The sequence below is a fragment of the Vogesella sp. XCS3 genome (genome assembly GCF_020616155.1).
GTDB lineage: Bacteria > Pseudomonadota > Gammaproteobacteria > Burkholderiales > Chromobacteriaceae > Vogesella.
Genome location: NZ_CP085530.1, coordinates 3,155,465 through 3,176,495 on the forward strand (window position 1 = coordinate 3,155,465; position 21,031 = coordinate 3,176,495).

A 21,031-nucleotide genomic window follows, 5' to 3' on the forward strand; every position below is an offset into this window, starting at 1 on the left:
GACGGTTAAAGCATGACGGCATGGCTATTTATCGACATGAACCAGCTTATCGATATTTGGCAAATCAATAAAAGGCGCTTGTTTTATTGAAGTTATTTTGTCGCAGTACGGTGCTGACATTCCTTCGGCATGGGTCGCAGGAATGTATCCCCAAGCGATGAAAGACAGGAGAAACATGCGATGAAATCGATCAGCCTGATATTGTTTGCCGCAGTGCTAGCTACCGCCTGTACCACAATCGGCGATAAGCCAGCCGACATCCCGCCACAACTGATCCGTAACGCCGAGGGCGCTGTAGTCTGGAGCAGTTCGCAAGCATTTGGTCCGGTACCGCAGACACTGGAAGCCAAAGGCAACGCCGTTTGCGCAACTCTCAACAAGGGCAATCAGACCTATCGCGCGCTCGGCTATCACCCGGACGCCCGCGATCTGTCGGGCAATAGCATTCCGGCGGGTGGTTTCTTCTGCGTGTTGCGCTAAATACTTTGCCCTGCATGCCGTTCCGTGTTGTATGAGCGACAGCACGGGCGGCGGCACACGTACCCCTGCTTGCCTTGCTAGCCGGGGTTTTTGTTTACAGCTTGTACGTGTTGGTCGAGTTGGGGGCGAGATTGGTCTTTGCATTTGTTAATCAAAGCAGGTTTGAAATGCCGTAGCGATCGCGCCAACATGACAGGCGTCACCATGTTGTTTGGCTGGAGTCGTCCCCATGTCGCGTTTCATCCGTTTTCTGTTGTTGACCGTATCACTGGGATTGGTTTGGGCTTATGGCGTTGTCGGCGCAGACGCCGCGCATGCCGGCCCATTGCGCGAGATTTGGCATCAACGTAAACAAGCGGTGACAGCGCTGCCGCGAGTGGGTGAAACCGCCATGCTGACGATAAGCGGGCGGCCCGTCCTGCTGCATGTTCCGCGCAGCTATCAGCCAGGCCAGCCCATGCCTTTGCTACTGGCACTGCATGGGGGCGGCGGCAGTAGCGACTTTATGGCAAACGACCGCCATTACGGGCTGATCGGTCACAGCGAGCAGGCAGGGTATCTGTTGGTGCTACCCAATGGCACCGGCGCGCTGGGCAATAAGCTGGCTACCTGGAACGCCGGGCGCTGCTGCGGCAAGGCGCGGGACGAAGCGGTAAACGATGTGGCCTTTGCCCGCGCGGTGGTGGCCTGGGTGCAACAGCACTACACGGTAGCAGCCGGGCGCGTGTACGCGGTGGGGATGTCCAATGGCGGCATGATGGCTTACCGGCTGGCTTGCGAGGCGGCAGACCTGTTTGCGGGTATCGCTTCGGTAGCAGGTACCGACAATACGCTGGCGTGCCAGCCATCGCGGCCCGTGGCCGTGCTGCATATTCATGCCCGGGATGACGACCATGTGCTGTTCAACGGCGGCGCCGGGCCCGAGGCGTTTCGCGACGAGAGCAAGGTAACGGATTTCACCTCAGTGCCCGTTACCGTGGCGCAGTGGCAGACCTATAACCAGTGCCGCCCGCAGCCGGTGCGTAGCCTGACAGCAGCGGGCGCTTATTGTGAGCGCTATACCGGCTGTGCGGCCGGTGGGGCAGTGCAGCTGTGCGTCACAGAGCAAGGAGGCCATAGCTGGCCCGGTGGTGGCCGTACCCGTCTTGGCAAGGCGTGTCCTACGCAGGCGCTGGATGCCAATGCGGTAATGTGGGCGTTTTTCAGTAGCTTGCCGCCGCGGCCATGACGCTTGCTGAACAGTCTGTGCGCAGTGCGGGCGAGCCAAGCCAGCTGCGGTGCGCTAGCATGCGGTTTGCCAGTTTCAGGAGAACGCCATGATCAGCCATATCGACCACGTGGTACTGACCGTTACCGACATTGAAGCGTCGGTGGCTTTTTACTGCCGTGTTTTGCAGATGGAGGCGGTGACCTTTGCCAATGGCCGCCGCGCGCTGCATTTCGGCAACCAGAAAATCAACCTGCAGCTACTGGGCCAGGAGCCGCGTAACCGTGCCGGGGTGGGGTCGGGAGACTTGTGCCTGATCACCCGTTGGCCGCTATCGCAGGTAGTGGCGCATCTGCAGGCCGAGGGCGTTGATATTGTCGAAGGCCCGGTAGCCAAAACCGGTGCGCAAGGTGTGATCCAGTCGGTGTACTTCCTCGACCCGGACCGGAACCTGATCGAGGTCAGCGTCTACCCATCGCAGGCATAAACAGCTTTTTTGGCAGTAGCGGGAACCAAGCGCACCGCGCGGGCTCACACCATGACTGTTTGTCTAGCAGGCACAACAGTGAGCGAACTTGACTGTGTTTACCCCCGCCCGGTGCGGGGGCATTTTTTTGTCGCCAGCCCGGTGCCGCTGTATCAAACGAAACAAGGGCCTTTCGCCATGCGAAAGGCCCTCGTCGCAGGTAGCATTAGCGGCTTAACGCTGTACGGCAGCCAGCATCACCCCGGCCAGCACAAACAGCCCGCCAGAGGTACGCGAGAAGCGCTGCAGGCGTTGGCCGTGAGCCAGCCACCCACCCAGGCGGCCACCGGCGGCGGCCAATGCCACGGCCACTACCATATCCGCTACCACCCAGGTGGCGGCCATGGTCAGGTACTGCGGCCATAGCTCGCGGCTGGTATCCAGAAAGCGCGGCAGCAAGGCCGAGAAAAATACGGTGTCTTCCGGGTTGCTGACCGCCAGCAAAAATGCTGGACGAAAGCCGCTCCATAGCGGGCTGGCATGGCAGCCCTGCGCCTGGCCCAGCTTGAACGGCTTGCGCCACAGGGTGATACCCAGCCATACCAGATAGCCCGCGCCCAGCATCTTTACGATGTTGAACGCCGCAGGCGAGGCAAACAGCAGGGCGGTAATGCCCAGTGCAGACAGTGCCATCAGGGTAAGCGCGCCGGCAGAAAAACCCAGCGCGTTGGGGATGCCGCCACGTGCACCGTGCTGCGCGCCGTGTGACAGGGTTAGCAAGGGGCCGGGGCCCGGTGCCAGCATCAAGAGCACGATGGTGCCCAGGTACATAATCCAGTTGTGAAAATCCATAGCCAATACTCGTCTGCCCTGGCGTGCGCAGGCAGCGTGCGGCCAACCTGGCGACGGTGGGTACCGTGGCATAGGCAGGCAGCTGGCGTGCGGGCGACAAGGCGTTACTGGCTGCTACCGTGCAACAGGCGCGGCGGCAAGCCATGATTCAATCGTTACTGCGGGAAAGAGGGCAGAAGCGAGGGGCGCTAACGCGGTGGCTCGGACTGGGTGTCCGGCTCGTCGGCGGGGGTAAGGCTATGGCGATGAGCAAAGCTGGGGGTGCGCAGGGCAAAGCTCTGGGCAAGTGGTGCAAGGCGGCCGCGGTGGGCGGCATTGGTTGGGCATAGGGTGCCCGGATTTTGCGCGGTCTGGCGCGGTTTTTTGGAAAACAATTTCTGCTTCCGGTGATGACGATGGTGCCATTCTAGGCGGGCGAGGGCTGCGCTGGCAAGTTTTGTGTCTATTTTATTAATCGCACCGTCTTGGTAAGTGGCTGCTTTTATTGGGTATGGCAGGGTGGCGTGTTTGTAATATTAGCCGCGTTGCCAGCCTGCTTGCCGCGCGCTAAGGTGTCGGGCTGTTATCAAAGGGAGAGCCCCATGCAACTAGCCACCTGGAACGTCAATTCGCTGAAAGTGCGCCTGCCGCACGTGGTGCAATGGCTGGCGGAAAACCCCATCGATGTACTGTGCCTGCAAGAGCTCAAGATGGATCACCCGGTGTTCCCGCTGGCCGAGATCGAGGCCGCAGGCTATCAGGCAGTGTGGTTTGGCCAGAAAACCTATAACGGCGTGGCCATTCTGGTAAAGAACGGCCGCACCATCAGTGATGTCGTGCAGGGTATCCCCGGTTATGAAGACGAGCAGCGCCGCGTGATTGCCGCCACCGTCGATGGCATACGTGTCATCTGCGCCTATTTCGTTAACGGTGAGGCGGTGGATTCGCCCAAATACCAGTACAAGCTGGGCTGGCTGGCCGCGCTGGAAGGCTATGTGGCCAGCGAGTTGGCCCGCTACCCGGATTTTGCCCTGCTGGGCGACTACAACATCGCGCCGGAAGACCGCGATGTGTACGACCCGGAAGGCTGGCGCGAGCAAGTGCTGTGTACGACGCCCGAGCGCGATAGCTTCCGCCGCCTGATAGGCATGGGGCTGGCAGACAGCTTCCGGCTGTTCAACCAGGAAGACAAGCAATACAGCTGGTGGGATTACCGCGCCATGATGTTCCGCCGCAATATGGGCGTGCGTATCGACCATATCCTGATTACCGACAGCCTGAAGGCGCGGGCGACCGGCTGCGTCATCGACAAGACACCGCGCAAATGGGAGCGGCCATCTGACCATACCCCGGTAGTGCTGACACTGGCGTAAGTGCCATCAGCTGCGTATTGGCTGATGTTGTTGTAGCCATGGCCTGCAAAGCATGGTTTTAAAATGCATAGTGGGCCAGGGTGAAAAATAAAAAAGCGAAATCGCTTGCCGGGCACGGGCTTAGTGCGTATAACGTGTTCAAGCAAGATTTCAAGCTAGTTGATCCAAAGTTCAGAGTTGTTCCACTTCAAAAGCGGTACTCCATTGTTTCATCCGGTCCCTTCTTGATTATTTCGCTGACAGGCATTTCGCCTAATTTTTTACGTTTTTTCAAAAGGAAGACAAAATGGAAACCGGTACCGTTAAATGGTTCAATGATGCAAAAGGCTTTGGCTTCATCACTCCGGACGCAGGCGGCAACGACCTGTTCGCTCACTTCTCCGAAATCCAGGGCAACGGCTTCAAATCCCTGGCTGAAGGTCAGAAAGTAAGCTACGTATCCGGCATGGGCCAAAAAGGCCCACAAGCTACCAAAATCCAGCCGATGTAATATCGGTTGCCATTTTGCTGGCAATAAAAAAAGCCCCGCTTGCGGGGCTTTTTTCATGTCTGCACAAAACGCCGGCCACTTAGCCGGCGTTTTGCTTTTGCGCCTGTTTCATCACTGTATGGCTGGGCGTGTCCAGCGCAGGGTCAGCCTTGCCAGCAGCACAAGCAGCACACCCCACAGACCAAAAGCTAGCCAGCGAATGACGCTCCACGTGCCTTCCCCCGCTTGTGCCAGGCGGATGCTGGTGATGTTGGGGTAGAGCGAGAACATATTGATGCGCCAGCCATAAGACGAGATGTAAGCGGGCTGCCGCGCGTTTTCCAGTGCGCGCGCCGTAGCCTGCACGTCGGAAGCATCAAATTTGAGGTAGGGTGGCCAACCCCAGGCGGTGTCTTCGTTACGGTAAACGCGAACATCGTCGATGGCATGCTGGGTATAAATCAGGTACATGTCGCGTACCGGCGAGTCGGCGGGGTTCTGTTTGCTGATGGGGCCGTCTTTGTCTGCCAGCTTGACCTCGACGCCGGTAATGGTGGTGATGGCGTGTTCGGGCAGGTAGTAGTCCAGCAGCAGGCTGCCCGCAATGGCAAACAGGCCTAGCAGTGCCATACCAGCCTTACGAAATTTTGTACGCATTTTTATGGTTTCCCTTTAAAAATCATCAGGTTTAAGGTGTTTTACACAATTATGCCCTTATACTTGCGGCCTGTGCCCGTGATTTTGTGCCGTGCCTGCTATCAAGCTGATGGTCTGGCCGACGGGCAGCCCGTTACACTGTAGGCCGGCCTTGCCGGCCATTTTGTTCATCCCGCTAGCCGGAGTTTTTCATGCGTTTCATTTTTGCCGTACTGCTGTCTGCCTTGCTTGCCCCGGTGACCCATGCATCGGGTACGCCAGGGCAGTTCGATTACTACGTCATGGCCTTGTCGTGGTCACCGGACTATTGCGCGGTACGCCCTGACGACCGCGAGCAGTGCAGCCGCCAGTATGGCTTTGTCCTGCATGGCTTGTGGCCACAGTATCAGCGCGGCTACCCCGCAGATTGCAGCCCTGAACGGTTTGACGAGGGTATGCTGCAGCAGTTTTCCGGCCTCTACCCCAGCCGCAAACTGTACCGCCACGAGTGGGAAAAGCACGGTACATGCAGCGGCCTGAGCCAGCCGCAGTATCACCAGCTGGCCGCCAGCCTGAAAGCCAGGCTGACCATCCCGGCAGCCTATCAGGCGCCGGTGCAGCCATTGCGCAAAACCCTTACCGAGCTGAAAGCCGAATTGCAAGCGGCCAACCCTTGGCTAGGCGCACGAGCGCTGGCGGTATCGTGCAGCGGCGGCGGGCGCTTCCTGAAAGAAATTTATGTGTGTACCGACAAGCAGGGCCGTCAGGGCCGTGCGTGTGGGGACGATGTACTGGCCAGCGAGCGCCGTAGCTGCCGCCAGCCGGATATTCTGGTACGTAGCGTACGTTAATGATGATGAGAAACAAAATGAAAGCGCTGTTGGCCGCCTGCCTGTGTCTGCCTGGCCTGCTGGTGTGGGCGGCCGAGCCGGTAGCGCCACGCATCGGGCTCGTGCTGGGCGGTGGCGGGGCGCGTGGCTTTGCCCACCTGGGTGTGTTGCAGGAGCTGGAAAAGCTGCGGGTGCCGATTGCCTGTATGGCGGGTACTTCGGCCGGCGCGCTCATTGGCGGCGCTTACGCCAGCGGCCAGCAACTGGACGCGCTGGAAAGCCAGTTTGCCGCTGCGGACTGGGAAACCTTGCTATCCGGCAAGCCGCGCCGCCAGGATGTGCCGTACAGCCGCAAGCAGAGCGATAGCCGCAATTATTTCGATATCAGCATTGGTTTCCGGGATGGCAAATGGCGCTTGCCCAAGGCGGCGATCAATGCGCAAGGCATCGATCTGTTTATCCGCCAGCTCACGCGTGCGCGCAATGAAGACAGTTTCGACAAGCTGAGCATCCCCTTTCGTGCCGTGGCCACCGACCTGGAGAGTGGCGAAGCCGTGGTATTCGACCGTGGCGACCTGAGCCTGGCTATGCGTGCCAGCATGGCGGTACCCGGCATGTTTGCGCCGGTAGAGGCCGGCGACCATGTGCTGGTAGATGGCGGCCTGGCGCGACAGCTGCCGGTAGAGGAGCTGCTGGGGCGCTGTGCCGACGTACTGATCGTGATCGACGTGGGCACGCCGCCGGTACCGCGTGAGCAGCTGGGTAATTTTCTGGACGTGCTGGACCAGACCACCTATCTGATGGTGGCACGTAACAGCCGCGAGTCGCTGGCGCGGCTGCGGCCGCAGGATATCCTGATCCGGCCGCAACTGGACGGCGTATCCCCGGCCGACTTTGGCGATAACGCACGCATCATCGAGGCCGGTCGTCAGGCTGCGCGAGCACTGGCGCCACAGTTGGCCGCACTCGGCGTGGGCGCCGAGCAGTACGCCAGCTGGCAGCAGGGGCGCCATCCTGGCGAGCGGCCACGCATCGACAGCATCAATCTGGCGGGCGATTTCAACTTTGTCGACGCGCAGGCCATGCAGCAAAAATTGTCGATCAGCAGCCGTCTGGGCCTGAGTGCGCTGCACCAGAAGCTGGACGACGTGTTTGCCGAGGGCGATCTGGACAAGCTGGACTACACCCTGCGCCGCGAGAACGGCAGCCACGTGGCCGATGTGCACCTGCAAGAGCGCCATACCGGGCCCAACTACATTCGCGCCGGCCTGGAGTTGCGCAGCAGCACGCAGGGCGACGCCACCTTCTCGCTACTGGGTGAATACAAGCGCAGCTGGCTCAATAGTGCCGGTGGCAGCCTGCTGGGCGAGGCCAAGCTGGGCGAGGAGCCGACCTTCCGCGCCGAATGGCAGCAGCCGCTATCCGCCAGCTCGCCCTTCTTCCTGAGTGCGGGTGCGGGGCGGCGCGAAAAGCGCTACAACCTGTACATCGATAGCCATCAGCCCTCGGCCGAGCTGATCCGCCAGACCAATAGCCTCAATCTGGATACCGGCTTTAGCCTGGGCAAGCTGGGCGAGTGGCGTAACGGCTGGTACGCCAGCCGTGACAGCCTGGCGCTGGGCACCGGTGTGCGCGACCAGTTTGACCTGAGCGATGCCAAGTCGCGCGAGCAGGGCTTGCGCAGCCTGCTGGTACTGGACCAGCTGGACAACCCGCGTTGGCCGCGTAACGGTTTTGCCATGCAGCTGGAGGCGCGCAAGCCATTGCACCGCACCGATGACCCTAGCCCGCAGCCTAGCGCGTCCTTGATGATCGATACCGTCAGTACCGACCGTCACGACATCAGCTGGCGTTTGACGCTGCGCGGTGGCTACAGCGACAAGAACGATGTCGCCGAGGTATTCGAGCTGGGCGGCTTCCGCAACTTGTCGGGCTATCAGCCTGGCGAGCTGCTGGGCCACAAGATGGCGTTTGCGCGCGGCATGGTGTCGTGGCGGGTGGCCAGCCTGCCATCGGCGCTGGGCTCCGGCTTGTACGTGGGCGCCTCGGCCGAGATGGGGCGCATGTGGTCCACCTTGCCGCTGGGGCGCACTACCCGCTGGCTACCGGCAGGTTCCGTGTTTATGGGGGCGGACACCTTGCTGGGCCCCGTGTTCATGGGGGTGGGGCATGGCAAGAATGGCCAGCTCACCGGCTACTTCAACCTGGGGGTGGAGTACTAGCGCCAGAGGCGAGAGGTGGCCCGGTTTTGCCGCCGGCCCGTCTTGGCATAGGCCAGGCCGGGCCGGTTTGCTTTTTGCGGCTAGCGCCCGCTGCTGGTAAAGGCCATGCCTTCTTGCTCGCCGATCGGGCGGGCGTGCAATTGGGCTTCGAATTGCAGCGTGGCGGCGGCCCAGGAGAAGCCTTCCGCCACGCGGCGCACGTGATGACGGTCTAGCGCCAGCGCCTGCAGGCAGGCGGTTTTCAGGTCGTCGTGCAGGACACCGCCGCCGCTGTCGCCTACCACGTCCAGCGGGCCGGCTACCGGGTAGGCGGCTACCGGCGTGCCGCAGGCCATGGCTTCCAGCAGCACCAGGCCAAAGGTGTCGGTACGGCTGGGAAACACAAACACATCGGCTGCGCGGTAGATGCGCGCCAGCTCGCCCTGCGGGAATACACCGGCAAAGTGTACCGCGGGGTAGCGGGCCTGCAGCTCGGCCAGCTGCGGGCCTTCGCCCACTACCCATTTGCTGCCGGGCAGGTCCAGCTGCAAAAAGGCCTCGATATTCTTTTCTACCGCCACGCGGCCAACGTAGACAAAACGCGGAGGCGCGGTGTCCAGCCGGTCGCGCTCGCCGGGGCTGAAGGTGGTGGTATCTACGCCGCGGCTCCACAACACGACATTATGAAAACCACGCGCCTTCAGGTCGGCCACGATGGCTGGCGTGGGGGCCATCACTGCTTGCGCCGCATTGTGGAAGCGGCGTATCCAGGCGTAGCTGATGGCCAGCGGCAGGCGGGTGCGCGCGTGGATGTATTCGGGAAAGCGCGTGTGGTAGGCGGTGGTAAAAGGTTGGCCGCGGCGGCGGCACCAGCGCCGTGCAGCCATGCCTAGCGGGCCTTCTGTAGCAATGTGCACCGCGTGCGGCGCGAATGCGGCCAACCTGACCGCCGTCTTGCGGTAGGGGAGCAGCGACAAGCGGATATCCGGGTAGGTCGGGCAGGGCAGGGTAAGAAAGCCATCGCCCTCGTCGTGTTCGCCGCCTTGTGGCGTGACCATGGCGACCTGGTGGCCCAGCAGGCGCAGCTCGCGTACGGTTTCCACGATGCTGCGTACCACGCCGTTTACCTGCGGGTACCAGGCGTCGGTAATGATCATGATGCGCATGTTTCAGCCTCCTCCAGCGTGCCTTCGCGTACCGGCTGGGTCGCGATCATGGCGGCTTCGCTTGCGCTGCTGGCCTGGCGGGTCCAGTACACCACTTCCAGCCGCCCGTCGGCGTGCTCTACCAGGGCCGACAGGCTTTCCACCCAGTCCCCGCAGTTGCCGTACAGTATGCCGCCGATGTCTTTGACTTCGGCCTTGTGGATATGGCCGCAGATCACCCCGTCAAAGCCGCGGCGGCGGGCTTCGTCGGCCAGGATCTGTTCGAAGTCGCTGATGAAGTTCACCGCGTTCTTGACCTTGTGCTTCAGGTACTGGGATAGCGACCAGTACGGCCGCCCCAGTTTTTGTCGCAGCCAGTTGTAGTAGCGGTTCAGGTGCAGGATCACCGTGTACAGGCTGTCGCCCACGTAGGCCAGCCATTTCACGTGCTGGATGACGCCGTCGAACTCGTCACCATGGATAACCAGCAAGCGCTTGCCGTCGGCCGTGAGGTGCTCGGCTTCCTGGCGGATGGCAATGCCGCCGAAATCCAGCCCGCAGTATTGCCGCGCCGCCTCGTCGTGGTTACCGGGTACATAAATGACCTGCGTACCCTTGCGCGCCTTGCGCAGCACTTTCTGCACCACATCGTTATGGCTTTGCTTCCAGCCCCAGGACTTTTTCAGTTGCCAGCCATCGATGATGTCGCCCACCAGATAGAGGGTTTCTGATTCGTGGTGTTTGAGGAAATCCAGCAGGAAGGCGGCCTGGCAGCCGCTGGTGCCCAGGTGGACATCCGACAGCCAGATAGTGCGGTAGCGTTGGCTCATGGGGCGCTCCGGCGTAGCAGATAGCGCCATGCTGCGGTGTGCGTGTGACAGCAGGATGTGTATCAGGTGACGGCAGAGTGACACGTGTGCTGGCACAAGGTGCAGGCAAGCTGCCCTGGCGTAAGCAGGCCTTAAGAAAGGTTTGTTCCACTGGGCCGCTCTTGGGTATCCTGCTGCCCTGCCCGCCAGTTACTGAATAAAAGCCAAATGAAGATAAGCCTGTTCCGCCCGCTACGCGCCGAAGTGCTGGCCGTTTGCCTGTCCTTGCTGCTGGTGTTGTTTTTCAATATACCTTTCTGGCAGCGCCTGTACGGCATTGTCAGCCCGCTGGACGCGCATGGCGTGAAAATGCTGGGCCTGGCTTTTGTGCTGGTGACCGCCTTTTTCAGTTTGCTATTGCAGCTGCTGGTATGGCCAAAGATAGGCAAGCCCTTGCTGACAGCCTTGCTGCTGACCACGGCGGGCGTGAGCTACTTCATGAGCCAGTACGGTGTGCTGATCGACATGAATATGGTGCGCAACGCCATGCAGACCGACGGGGCCGAGGTGCGCGACCTGCTTACCGTCAAGATGGTGCTGACCGTGCTGCTGCTGGGTGGTTTACCCAGCCTGTGGCTGTGGAAAACGCCGGTACTGTATCGCCCGCCCTTGCGCGAGCTGGGTGTGCGCGTGGTGGCGCTGCTGGTGAGTGCCGGCGTGCTGGTCGCGGTGGCCATGGTGGGCTACCAGGACTTTGCCTCGCTATTCCGTAATAACCGCGAGCTGCGCTTTGCCCTGACGCCTACCAACTACCTGCAGGCGACCAGCTCGTATATCAAGCGCGTTACCGCCAAGCCCGCCGTGCTGCAAAAGGTAGGCGAGGATGCCAGCCGCACCGCACCGTGGCCTGCAGGCAGCAAACCGCGTGTGCTGGTGATCGTGGTGGGCGAAACCGCCCGGGCCGACCATTTCTCGCTCAATGGCTACCCGCGCCAGACCAACCCGCAGCTGGCGCGCATCCCCGGCCTGATCAACTACCCCGATACCTGGTCGTGCGGTACCGAAACCGCGATCTCGGTGCCCTGCATGTTCTCGGCGCTGCCGCGCGAGAAGTTTGACGCCGACGAGGCCAAGCACCGCGAGAACCTGCTGGATATCCTGCAACGCACCGGTATACAGGTAGCCTGGCGCGATAATAATTCCGGTTGCAAGGAAGTATGCAACCGCGTGCCGACCGAAATGGTGTTTGGCGATAAAAACCCGGCATTCTGTGCAGATGGCGAGTGTTTCGACGACATTCTGCTGGATGGCCTGCCGCAGCGGTTGAAGGCGCTCAAGGGCGACGCGGTGATCGTGCTGCACCAGAAAGGCAGCCACGGCCCGGCCTACTACAAGCGCTACCCCAAGACATACGAACGCTTCACGCCGGTGTGCCGTACCAGCGAGCTGCAAAAGTGCAGCCGTCAGGACATCATCAACGGCTTTGACAACACCATTCTGTACACCGACGCCATCCTGGCCAAAACCATCGCCGCCTTGCAGGCGGAGCCGGCGGTGGCGGGCGGCATGATTTACCTGTCGGACCATGGCGAGTCGCTGGGCGAGAACAATATGTACCTGCACGCCACGCCGTATCTGGTGGCGCCGGATGCGCAAAAGCATATCCCGATGGTGGCGTGGTTCTCCCCTGCATGGCAGCAGGCAGCCGGCATGCAGCAGGCTTGCCTGCAGCAGGGCAGCAAGCAGCGCTACAGCCAGGACAACCTGTTTCACAGCGTGCTGGGCCTGATGGGCGTGAAAACCGTCTTGTATGAAGCGCCGCTGGACATGTTTGCCACCTGCCGCCGCCCGGGCTGAGCGCGCCGGCGCACATAAAAAAATGCCCGCCTGACACAGGCGGGCAAACGCAAACTTGGAGGCGTGCCCTTACTGCGTAGCATCTACCGTGCCAGCGGCAGCTTGCAGCGCCGCCAGCTTGCGGTACAGCGTGCGTTCGGTCATACCCAGCGCGGCCGCCAGGCTGGCGCGGTCGCCCGGGTGGCTGGCCAGCGCCCACGCCAGGTAGCGCTGCTCCAGCCCCGCCAGCGGCAGCAAGGGGCTGTGAAAGTGGCCGTCAGGGTTGGCCGCAGGCGTTGCCAGCGCGTCCAGCCACAGGTGTTCCGGCTGGATGCGGTCGCCGTCGCACAGCAGGCTGGCGCGCTCCAGCATATTGCGCAGCTCGCGGATATTGCCGGGGAAGGGGTGCTGCAGCAACCCGGCCAGCGCGTCGGGCGATAGTGCCAGCTCGCGCCCCGGCGCTACCCGCGCCAGCAGCGCCTCGGCTAGCAGCGGGATATCTTCCTGCCGTTCGCGTAGCGGCGGCAGCCGTAGCGGAAACACCGCCAGCCGGTAGTACAGGTCGGCGCGGAAGCTGCCCTCGCGTACCATCTGCGCCAGGTCGCGGTGGGTGGCGGCAATCACCCGGAAGCGCGCCGGAATGCTGCTGATGCCGCCCACGCGGCGGAAGGTGCCGGTTTCCAGCAGCCGCAGCAGTTTTACCTGCTGGCTGGGCGGCAGGTCGCCGATTTCGTCCAGAAACAGCGTGCCGCCGTTGGCCGCTTCCACCAGGCCCTGCTTGCGCTGGGTGGCGCCGGTAAAGGCGCCTTTTTCGTAGCCGAACAGCTCGCTCTCCAGCAGCGTTTCGGTGAGGCTGGCGCAGTCTACCGCCACAAACGGCCGCGCCGCGCCGCCGCCATCGTGGATGGCGCGCGCCAGGCCTTCCTTGCCGGTACCCGATTCCCCTTGTAACAGCACGGCCACCCCTGACGGTGCCGCCCGTTGCGCCAGCAGCAGCATGCGGCGAAACGCCGCACTGCGGCCAACCATGCGGTCTGGCACGGCCTGGCTGCTGGCCAGCGCCAGCGGTTTCATCTTTTCCACAAACAGCAGCGGGTAGCCACTGACATCTGACATAGGTGACAGTTCTACGTCGACGTGTTCATCGCCGTGGCGGCTGCGGTGGATGTGCAACACGCGCTCGGGTTGGCCGCTTTCCTGCGTGGCTTTCAGCGGGCAGCTTTCGCCTTCCTCGTCGCAGGGGCGGCTGTAGCCGTGTGATACCGCAAAGCAGGTTCGGCCAACGGCGTCGTCGCCGTAAGCGGCGCGGTAGGCCGGGTTGGCGTGGCGGATGGTGTAGTCGGGAGTAATGACGATGCGCGGGTCGGGCACGGCGTCCAGCATGGCGGCGATGGTGGCCAGCGTGGATTGCGGCTGAATGGGTGACATTATTGTCAGTCCTGACATGACATGGTTTGCCCATTATGCCGTCAAAAGCGCACTTCGGGCTGCTTTTCACCTGTTTGCAGCAGGCATGCCGTTTGCAGTAAGGCGGGCAGGCTGCGGCAACGTGTCACATTCCGTGATGTTGGCCGCATGCGCACACTTTAACCCTGTTGCCGGCATGGTTGGCCGGCGGCTTTTGCTCAGGGAGGGCGGCATCTTGTTACCGGAAGACCGACGCTTACGCCGTGAATTGTTATGGGTGGTGGTGCTGAAACTGGCGGTGCTGTACGCACTGTGGCACGCCTTCATCGCCCCGCAGCGGGTTCAGGTAGACACGCAAGCCATGGCCAATGCCATGGCTGCGCCGGCGGCTGCCGCCCGTCAATCAGGAGAAGAACATGATCGATAATGTTGTGGATCTGTCGCGGCTGCAGTTTGCCGCCACAGCCATGTACCACTTTCTGTTTGTGCCGCTCACACTGGGTATGGTGTGGCTGCTGGTCATTATGGAAACCGTGTGGGTGATGACCGGCAAGCAGGTGTACCAGGACATGACCAAGTTCTGGGGCAAGCTGTTCGGCATCAACTTTGCGCTGGGGGTGACCACCGGCATCACCATGGAATTCCAGTTCGGTACCAACTGGGCGTACTACTCGCACTACGTGGGCGATATTTTCGGCGCCCCGCTGGCCATCGAGGGCCTGATGGCTTTCTTCCTGGAATCCACCATGATCGGCCTGTTCTTTTTTGGCTGGGACCGCCTGTCGCGCAAGCAGCATTTACTGGTGACGCTGCTGATGGCGATTGGTACCAACCTGTCGGCGCTGTGGATTCTCATCGCCAACGGCTGGATGCAAAACCCGGTGGGGGCCGAGTTCAGCTACCACACCATGCGCATGGAAATGACCGACTTCTGGGCGGTGGTGTTCAACCCGGTGGCGCAGGCCAAGTTCGTGCACACCGTGTCGGCCGGCTACGTTACCGGTGCCATGTTCGTGCTGTCGATTTCCAGCTGGTACCTGCTGCGTGGCCGTGACGTGGAGTTTGCCAAGAAGAGCTTCCGTATTGCTGCCGCGTTCGGCTTTGCCAGCGTGTGCTCGGTGATCGTGCTGGGCGACGAGTCCGGCTATTCGGTAGGCGAATCGCAACAGACCAAGCTGGCAGCCATGGAAGCCATGTGGCACACCGAGCCGGCGCCGGCCGCGTTCAACGTGATTGCCTGGCCCAACGAAGCCGAAATGAAGAACGACTGGGCCATCGAAGTGCCATGGGTCATGGGCCTGATCGGCACCCGTTCGGTAAGCAAGGAAATCCCCGGTATCCACGAGATCATGGCGGCCAACCGCGTGCGCATCGTGTCCGGCCAGCAGGCAGTGATGGCGCTGGACAAACTGCGCATCAACCGTGGCGATACCGCGGCACAGGTGCAGCTGAAAGCGCACCAGGCCGACCTGGGCTTTGGCCTGCTGCTGAAGAAATACTCCGCCAACGTGGCGCAAGCCACCCCGGCGATGATAGACGCCGCCGCGCGCGACACCATCCCGAAAGTAGCGCCGATGTTCTGGAGCTTCCGCATCATGGTGGCGCTGGGCGTGGCCATGCTAGGCCTGTTCGGCTGGGCGCTGTGGGCGTCGATTCGCGGCAGCTTTGCGGCCAACCGTCGCCTGCTGAAGTTCGCCCTGTACAGCCTGCCGTTGCCGTGGATTGCCTGCGAAGTAGGCTGGTTCGTGGCCGAGTACGGCCGCCAGCCGTGGACCATCTACGGCGTGCTGCCGACGCGGCTGTCGGTGTCCACCTTGTCTGAAGCGTCGCTGTACGGCTCGCTGGCCGGTTTTGTCGGCTTCTACACCGTGCTGCTGTGCGTGGAGATGTACCTGATGGTGCGCTTTGCCCGCCAGGGCCCCGGCAGCCTGGGTACCGGCCGCTACGCCAACGAAGCCCCCGTTCATTAAGGAGTCATCATGCTGGATTACACAACCCTGAAAATCATCTGGTGGGTGCTGGTTGGCGTGCTGCTGGTCGGCTTCGCCATCATGGACGGCCACGACATGGGCGTGGGCACGCTGCTGCCCTTTGTCGGGCAAGACGACGTGGAGCGCCGCGTGGTGATCAATACCGTCGGCCCGCACTGGGACGGCAACCAAGTATGGTTCATCACCGGTGGCGGCGCTATCTTTGCCGCCTGGCCGCTGGTGTACGCCACCGCGTTCAGCGGCTTTTACTGGGCCATGCTGGCCGTGCTGTGGGCGCTGTTTTTCCGCCCGGTGGGCTTTGATTACCGCAGCAAGATCGACAACCCCGCCTGGCGCAAGGTGTGGGACTGGGGCCTGTTCATCGGCGGTTTTGTGCCGCCGCTGATCTTCGGCGTGGCTTTCGGCAACCTGTTCCAGGGCGTGCCTTTCCATTTCGATAACAACCTGGTGCCGTACTACGAGGGCAGTTTCTGGGCGCTGCTGAACCCGTTTGCCTTGCTGTGCGGCGTGGTGTCCAGCGCCATGATCACTGCCCACGGCGCCATTTACCTGATGCACCGTACCGAGGGCGATATCCAGGCCCGCGCCGGCCGCGCGCTGCAGGGCAGTGTACTGGTGGCGCTGCTGGGCTTCACTGCGGCGGGTATCTGGCTGGCCAAGGGCATAGACGGCTACGCCATTACCTCGGTGGTACACACCGGCGCATTGCCAGACCCGCTGGCCAAGACCGTGGCGCGTGAAGCCGGTGTCTGGCTGGCCAACTACCAGCGCTGGCCGCTCACCAGCTTGCTGCCGCTGTTGGGCTACGCCGGCCTGATCGGTGCCGTGCTGCTGGCCAGGGTTGGCCGCACCTTTGCCGGCTTCTGGGCCAGCGCGCTGGGGCTCACCGGCATTATCGGCACCGCCGGCATGTCGCTGTTCCCCTTCATCATGCCGTCGTCCAGCCATCTGGCGTCCAGCCTGACGGTGTGGGACAGCGTGTCCAGCCAGCTGACGCTGGGGTTGATGTTGGGGGCGACCGTGATCTTCATGCCCCTCATCATCCTGTATACGCGCTGGGCTTACCGCGTGATGGCCGGCAAGGTCACCGCCGCCTATGTGCGCGAAAACAGCCATAGCGCTTACTGAGGCCGCCGCGATGAAGATAGCCGTGTGTTGCCAGAACGGGCGCGAGGTGAGCGCCCACCCCGGCAAGTGCACCCGCTTTGTGCTGGTGGACAGCCGCGGGCTGGCGGAACCGCAGCTGCTGTTGCTGCCGGCCAGCGCCATGCTGCGCCAGGCCAGTTTGCACGGCCACCCGCTGGCCGACTGCCAGGTCATCCTGGCCGCCGGCGGCGGCCAAGGGCTGGCGCAACGGTTGGCCGCAGCCGGCATGACGCTGGCGCAAACGCAGGAACGCGAGCCGCTGCTGGCGGTGGCTGCCTGGCTGGCCGGGCAGTGTTTGCCGGTAGTGCAGCCGGGCAAGCAGCTTTGTCATTCACTGGATTAAACACGCTGGATCGAAAGGAAACATCATGTGGTATTTCGCCTGGGTACTAGGCATCGGCTTTGCGGTGCTGTTGGGGGTGTTGAACGCGATGTGGGGCGAGTACGAGCAAGACCGCGCCCAGCGCAGTGTGCCGGGGCAGGGCGGTGTCTGAGCCGGCGCGCATCCGGCCGCTGGCCTTGCTGCTGGGGGTAGGGCTGATGCTGGGCATCAGCCTGCAGCCGCAGTGGCTCACCACGCAAGAAGGGCTGGCCGACCACCCGGCGGCCATGCTGCTGATGTGGGCGATGTCGGCCGGGCTGGTGCGTGGCGTCGGCTTTGTGCCGCAGCACTGGCTGCCGCGCGGGCTGCTGGGCTTGCCGGCGATGTGGCTGGCGCTGCTGGCGGCACTGTGGCGCATTGTGCTGATCAATTGAACGCTTAAGGAAGCAGCATGCAAGGGATTACTATCATCGGAGCGGGGTTTGCCGCGCTGGCCGCCATTCGCAGTTTGCGCCGGCGCGGGGTGCAGCTGCCCATCACCGTGATTGCGCCGCGCGATGAGCTGCATTATCTGCCCAGCAGCATTTGGCTGGCGCCCGGGCTGCGCCGTGCGGCGCAGCTGCGCATTCCACTGGGTACGTTTTTCCGCCGACATCAAGTGCAATACATACAGGCCAGTGTCACCGGCCTGCGCGAAGGTGGTCGTGTGGTACAAACCGACCAGGGCGAGCATGCCAACAGCCAGTTGCTGATTGCCAGCGGTGGCCGCTTTCTGCGTGGCCTGCCGGGCATCGAGCATGCGTACATCCCGTGTGCCGGCCTGGAGAGCGCCGAGGCCATTGCCAGCCGATTACAGTCGATGAAGGGCGGCACCATTGCTGTCGGTTTCTCGACTAACCCGGCAGAACAAGGGGCCATGCGTGGCGGCCCGATGTTCGAGTACCTGTTCATCATCGATAGCTGGCTACGTCAGCAAGGGCGGCGCGATCAGTTTCAGCTGTTGTTCTTCAGCCCGTCACCGCGCCCCGGGGCGCGGCTGGGCGAGCAGGCGGTAGACGGTTTGCTGGCAGAGATGAAGCGCCGAGATATTGCTACCCATCTTGGGCACCCGCTGGTGCGCTTCGAGGCCGACAAGGTGGTCACGCCAGCCGGCAGCCTGCACGCCGACCTTATCCTGTTCATGCCCGGTATTACCGGCCCGGCGTGGCTGGCTGACAGTGGCCTGCCGCTTTCCCCGGGCGGCATGATAGAAGCCGACGCATACTGCCAGGTGCCGGGTCATCCCGGTGTCTGGGTGGCTGGCGATGCCGGATCGTTTCCCGGCCCGGCCTGGCTACCCAAACAGGCGCACCAGGCTGATCTGCAAGCGCAGGCTGCTGCGGCCAATATCGCAGCCGAACTGGCCGGGCAGACGGCCCGCCAGCCTTTCAAAGCGGAGTTGGTGTGTATTGTGGACACCCTCGGGGCGGGCATGCTGGTTTACCGTAGTGAGCGCCGCAATATCGTATTGCCGGCACTGTGGCCCTTGCACTGGCTAAAGCGCGGCTTCGAGTGGTTTTACCTGCGCCCCTTGCGCTAGGGAGTAGCTCGCTCGTGCTATGCTGCGAGCCATTCTCATCTGAAAGCCCTGCCATGCTGCGCCGCCTGTTTGCCCTGTTATCGCTGTGTCTGTTGTTGAGCCCGGCCGCGATAGCGGCCAACCTTGACGTGGGCGATGCACTGCCGCCGCTGGCCTTGGCCGACCAGTTCGATAAAACCCACACGCTAGCGGCCGACACGCGCTGGCTGCTGTTCAGCCACGACCGCGCCGTCAGTGACGCGCTGCACCCGGTGTTGGCCGCACTGCCGGCGGCGCAGCGCGATGGTGTGGTGTACGTGGCCGACATCAACCGCATGCCGGCGCTGGTGTCGCGGCTGTTTGCCGTGCCGGCCATGCGCGAGCTGCCCTTTGCGGTGTGGCTGGCGCGCGATGCGGCCAACGTAGCCATATTGCCGCGCGAAGCCGGCAAACTCACCGTGCTGGCGCTGCAAGGTGGCAAAGTAGCCGCCGTGCATTACCTGGCCGATGTGGGCGCCTTGCCGGCCTTGCTGGCGCGCTAGTTGGCCGCAAGCTGCATTGCTTATCGATGAATGCTTGATAAGCAAAGCAGTTTTTCTTGGTTCTGGCCGGCGGCAGGCTTGGCTAGATTTCCCCCATCGCACTCTCACTGATGGGGATACACCATGACGCGCCTTACCCGCCTTGCTACTGCTACCACCCTGCTGTTTGCCCTGGCCGGCCACGCCCTGGCCGACGTTACGCTGCTGAACGTGTCTTACGACCCGACCCGCGAGCTCTACCAGGACTTCAACGCCGCCTTTGCCAAACAGTGGAAAGCCAAGACCGGCGAGACCGTCACCATCAAACAGTCGCACGGCGGCTCCGGCAAGCAGGCACGCGCCGTGATCGACGGCCTGGAAGCCGACGTGGTGACGCTGGCGCTGGGTTACGACGTGGACGCGCTGAATACCGAAGCCAAGCTGATTCCGCCGACCTGGCAAAAGCGCCTGCCGAACAACTCGGCACCGTATACCTCCACCATCGTGTTCCTGGTGCGCAAGGGCAACCCCAAGGCCATCAAGGACTGGAACGATCTGATCCGCCCGGGTGTGGAAGTGGTGACGCCGAACCCAAAAACTTCCGGTGGCGCGCGCTGGAACTACCTGGCGGCCTGGGGCTACGCGCTGAAACAGCCGGGCGGCACCGACGCCAAGGCGCGTGAATTCGTCAAGCAGCTGTACCAGCACGTGAAGGTGCTGGATTCCGGCGCCCGTGGTGCCACTGTCACCTTCACCCAGCGTGGTATCGGTGACGTGCTGCTGGCGTGGGAAAACGAAGCCTACCTGGTAACCAAGGAGCTGGGCCCGGACAAGTTCGACATCGTTACCCCGTCGCTGTCGATTCTGGCCGAACCGCCGGTAAGCGTGGTGGACAAGGTGGTAGACAAGCGTGGTACCCGCAAGGTGGCCGAGGCCTACCTGCAGTACCTGTACAGCCCGGAGGGCCAGGCGCTGGCCGCGGCCAACTACTACCGCCCGCGTGACGCCAAGGTGGCCGCCAAGTACGCCGACAAGTTCAGCAAGGTGAAACTGTTCACCATCGACCAGTTGTTCGGCGGCTGGACCAAGGCACAGAAAACCCACTTCGACGACGGTGGCGTGTTCGACCAGATCCAGGTGCGCTAATGCCCTCATCCTTGCCCTTGCTGGTGCTGGCTGACAGCCACCAGTCCGATGGCAACACCCTGCTGGCGCTGGCGCGCCGGCAGGGTGTTTTGCTGGATGGTGCACTGGCCGTAGCAGGGCAGGGTGCGCCACCACCATCCCTGCCACCCGGCAGCACGCCCCCGTTTATCCTGCTGGCGCACGGCATTGATTGCCTGCCGGCCCTTCAGGCGGTGCGCGCTGACCCGCGTTGCCGTGCTGCCTTGCTGCTTTCCCCCGATGGCGACGCCCGCCACGAGCGGGCATTGGCCTTTCCTGCCCTGGTGGTGTGCCACCGCCCCGACCCGCGCCATCCGCGCCTGACACAGGCGGCCACGCTGGCCTCGGTGTGGCAGGCACGCCTGCACCTGTTGCAGAGCCACGATGCGCTGGCCGAGCTTGCCCCCTTGTTTGCTGCTTTGGCCAGGTTGGCCGCACAGCCGCTTGGCGGCGACTGCTAGCGCGCCCTGGCCGTCGCAGGCGTGCCTGCCGGCTATCCCCCCAATCTGCTTATGCGCCGCGCTCTGCTGCCTGATGCCAGCCACTGGCACCCGCTTGTGTCGCCCCCGACGCGCTTGCGTGGCCAGTGAGCGTGGCTGGACCGGTTTGGCCAGCGATAACAGCCAGCGTGCCTTTTCT

At 62.6% G+C, this 21,031-nt stretch carries 23 protein-coding genes; 18 read left to right on the forward strand and 5 right to left on the reverse strand.

Going from position 1 to position 21,031, the window contains the following annotated elements; all coding sequences use genetic code 11:
* Window positions 1-180: 180 nt before the first annotated feature.
* From LCH97_RS15005 to LCH97_RS15015, 3 genes are all read left to right on the forward strand, one after another.
* Window positions 181-480, forward strand: coding sequence for a hypothetical protein (locus tag LCH97_RS15005; RefSeq protein WP_227302389.1), 300 nt, complete (start codon window positions 181-183; stop codon window positions 478-480).
* Window positions 481-871: 391 nt separating this feature from the next.
* Window positions 872-1,708 (forward strand): PHB depolymerase family esterase, encoded by an 837-nt coding sequence (locus tag LCH97_RS15010; protein WP_227302390.1) that lies wholly within the window; start codon window positions 872-874, stop codon window positions 1,706-1,708.
* An 88-nt stretch (window positions 1,709-1,796) separates the two neighbouring features.
* Complete coding sequence (locus LCH97_RS15015) at window positions 1,797-2,174, forward strand: VOC family protein (RefSeq protein WP_227302391.1); 378 nt, start codon at window positions 1,797-1,799, stop codon at window positions 2,172-2,174.
* A 213-nt stretch (window positions 2,175-2,387) separates the two neighbouring features.
* Here the strand turns inward: LCH97_RS15015 and LCH97_RS15020 are convergent, their stop codons facing one another.
* Window positions 2,388-3,005 carry a LysE family translocator gene (locus LCH97_RS15020; RefSeq protein WP_227302392.1) on the reverse strand — a complete coding sequence of 206 codons (618 nt, stop codon included), beginning with the start codon at window positions 3,003-3,005 and terminating at the stop codon, window positions 2,388-2,390.
* A gap of 581 nt (window positions 3,006-3,586) precedes the next feature.
* On the opposite strand from LCH97_RS15020, the gene xth reads away from it, so the two are divergent.
* Window positions 3,587-4,357 carry an exodeoxyribonuclease III gene (gene xth / locus LCH97_RS15025; RefSeq protein WP_227302393.1) on the forward strand — a complete coding sequence of 257 codons (771 nt, stop codon included), beginning with the start codon at window positions 3,587-3,589 and terminating at the stop codon, window positions 4,355-4,357.
* Window positions 4,358-4,643: 286 nt separating this feature from the next.
* Entirely contained in the window at window positions 4,644-4,847 is a 204-nt protein-coding gene (locus LCH97_RS15030; RefSeq protein ID WP_017508689.1) for a cold-shock protein, read from the forward strand.
* Window positions 4,848-4,958: 111 nt separating this feature from the next.
* Here LCH97_RS15030 and LCH97_RS15035 read toward each other — a convergent pair whose 3' ends face one another.
* On the reverse strand, window positions 4,959-5,483 hold the full coding sequence (locus tag LCH97_RS15035) for a DUF1523 family protein (protein WP_227302394.1): 525 nt from the start codon (window positions 5,481-5,483) through the stop codon (window positions 4,959-4,961).
* Window positions 5,484-5,674: 191 nt separating this feature from the next.
* On the opposite strand from LCH97_RS15035, the gene LCH97_RS15040 reads away from it, so the two are divergent.
* The gene (locus tag LCH97_RS15040; RefSeq protein ID WP_227302395.1) at window positions 5,675-6,313 is read left to right on the forward strand and encodes a ribonuclease; all 639 of its coding nucleotides are present in this window, start codon (window positions 5,675-5,677) and stop codon (window positions 6,311-6,313) included.
* 17 nt (window positions 6,314-6,330) lie between these two features.
* Window positions 6,331-8,514, forward strand: a complete 2,184-nt coding sequence (locus LCH97_RS15045) for a patatin-like phospholipase family protein (RefSeq protein ID WP_227302396.1) — start codon at window positions 6,331-6,333, stop codon at window positions 8,512-8,514.
* Window positions 8,515-8,594: 80 nt separating this feature from the next.
* Here the strand turns inward: LCH97_RS15045 and LCH97_RS15050 are convergent, their stop codons facing one another.
* Both LCH97_RS15050 and LCH97_RS15055 read right to left on the reverse strand, forming a co-directional pair.
* Window positions 8,595-9,659: a glycosyltransferase family 1 protein gene (locus LCH97_RS15050; RefSeq protein ID WP_227302397.1), complete on the reverse strand. Its 1,065-nt coding sequence runs from the start codon at window positions 9,657-9,659 to the stop codon at window positions 8,595-8,597.
* Window positions 9,647-10,468, reverse strand: a complete 822-nt coding sequence (locus LCH97_RS15055; protein WP_227302398.1) for a UDP-2,3-diacylglucosamine diphosphatase — start codon at window positions 10,466-10,468, stop codon at window positions 9,647-9,649. Before LCH97_RS15055 ends, LCH97_RS15050 begins: the two co-directional genes overlap by 13 nt.
* Before the next feature lie 207 nt (window positions 10,469-10,675).
* Between LCH97_RS15055 and LCH97_RS15060 the strand changes: the two genes are divergently transcribed.
* Window positions 10,676-12,304: a phosphoethanolamine transferase gene (locus LCH97_RS15060; protein ID WP_227302399.1), complete on the forward strand. Its 1,629-nt coding sequence runs from the start codon at window positions 10,676-10,678 to the stop codon at window positions 12,302-12,304.
* A 69-nt stretch (window positions 12,305-12,373) separates the two neighbouring features.
* Here LCH97_RS15060 and LCH97_RS15065 read toward each other — a convergent pair whose 3' ends face one another.
* Window positions 12,374-13,711: a sigma-54-dependent Fis family transcriptional regulator gene (locus LCH97_RS15065; protein WP_227302400.1), complete on the reverse strand. Its 1,338-nt coding sequence runs from the start codon at window positions 13,709-13,711 to the stop codon at window positions 12,374-12,376.
* On the opposite strand from LCH97_RS15065, the gene cydP reads away from it, so the two are divergent.
* The 10 genes from cydP (at window position 13,701) to LCH97_RS15115 (ending at window position 20,853) form a co-directional block, all read left to right on the forward strand.
* A complete protein-coding gene (cydP, locus tag LCH97_RS15070; protein WP_227302401.1) occupies window positions 13,701-14,117 on the forward strand; it encodes a cytochrome oxidase putative small subunit CydP in 417 nt (138 codons plus the stop codon). The two genes, LCH97_RS15065 and cydP, sit on opposite strands and share 11 nt — an antisense overlap.
* Window positions 14,107-15,660 carry a cytochrome ubiquinol oxidase subunit I gene (locus LCH97_RS15075; protein WP_227302402.1) on the forward strand — a complete coding sequence of 518 codons (1,554 nt, stop codon included), beginning with the start codon at window positions 14,107-14,109 and terminating at the stop codon, window positions 15,658-15,660. Before cydP ends, LCH97_RS15075 begins: the two co-directional genes overlap by 11 nt.
* Window positions 15,661-15,669: 9 nt before the next feature.
* Window positions 15,670-16,809: a cytochrome d ubiquinol oxidase subunit II gene (gene cydB, locus LCH97_RS15080; RefSeq protein ID WP_227302403.1), complete on the forward strand. Its 1,140-nt coding sequence runs from the start codon at window positions 15,670-15,672 to the stop codon at window positions 16,807-16,809.
* Between the two features lie 10 nt (window positions 16,810-16,819).
* Window positions 16,820-17,170 (forward strand): hypothetical protein, encoded by a 351-nt coding sequence (locus LCH97_RS15085; RefSeq protein WP_227302404.1) that lies wholly within the window; start codon window positions 16,820-16,822, stop codon window positions 17,168-17,170.
* A 25-nt stretch (window positions 17,171-17,195) separates the two neighbouring features.
* Window positions 17,196-17,321, forward strand: a complete 126-nt coding sequence (gene cydX, locus LCH97_RS15090) for a cytochrome bd-I oxidase subunit CydX (RefSeq protein ID WP_227302405.1) — start codon at window positions 17,196-17,198, stop codon at window positions 17,319-17,321.
* Window positions 17,314-17,583 (forward strand): cyd operon YbgE family protein, encoded by a 270-nt coding sequence (locus LCH97_RS15095; protein ID WP_227302406.1) that lies wholly within the window; start codon window positions 17,314-17,316, stop codon window positions 17,581-17,583. Before cydX ends, LCH97_RS15095 begins: the two co-directional genes overlap by 8 nt.
* Before the next feature lie 17 nt (window positions 17,584-17,600).
* Complete coding sequence (locus LCH97_RS15100) at window positions 17,601-18,728, forward strand: NAD(P)/FAD-dependent oxidoreductase (protein WP_227302407.1); 1,128 nt, start codon at window positions 17,601-17,603, stop codon at window positions 18,726-18,728.
* A gap of 53 nt (window positions 18,729-18,781) precedes the next feature.
* The gene (locus LCH97_RS15105) at window positions 18,782-19,249 is read left to right on the forward strand and encodes a hypothetical protein (protein ID WP_227302408.1); all 468 of its coding nucleotides are present in this window, start codon (window positions 18,782-18,784) and stop codon (window positions 19,247-19,249) included.
* A 123-nt stretch (window positions 19,250-19,372) separates the two neighbouring features.
* Window positions 19,373-20,374 carry a sulfate ABC transporter substrate-binding protein gene (locus LCH97_RS15110; protein WP_227302409.1) on the forward strand — a complete coding sequence of 334 codons (1,002 nt, stop codon included), beginning with the start codon at window positions 19,373-19,375 and terminating at the stop codon, window positions 20,372-20,374.
* A complete protein-coding gene (locus tag LCH97_RS15115; protein WP_227302410.1) occupies window positions 20,374-20,853 on the forward strand; it encodes an alpha/beta hydrolase in 480 nt (159 codons plus the stop codon). Before LCH97_RS15110 ends, LCH97_RS15115 begins: the two co-directional genes overlap by 1 nt.
* The last annotated feature ends 178 nt before the right edge of the window (window positions 20,854-21,031 follow it).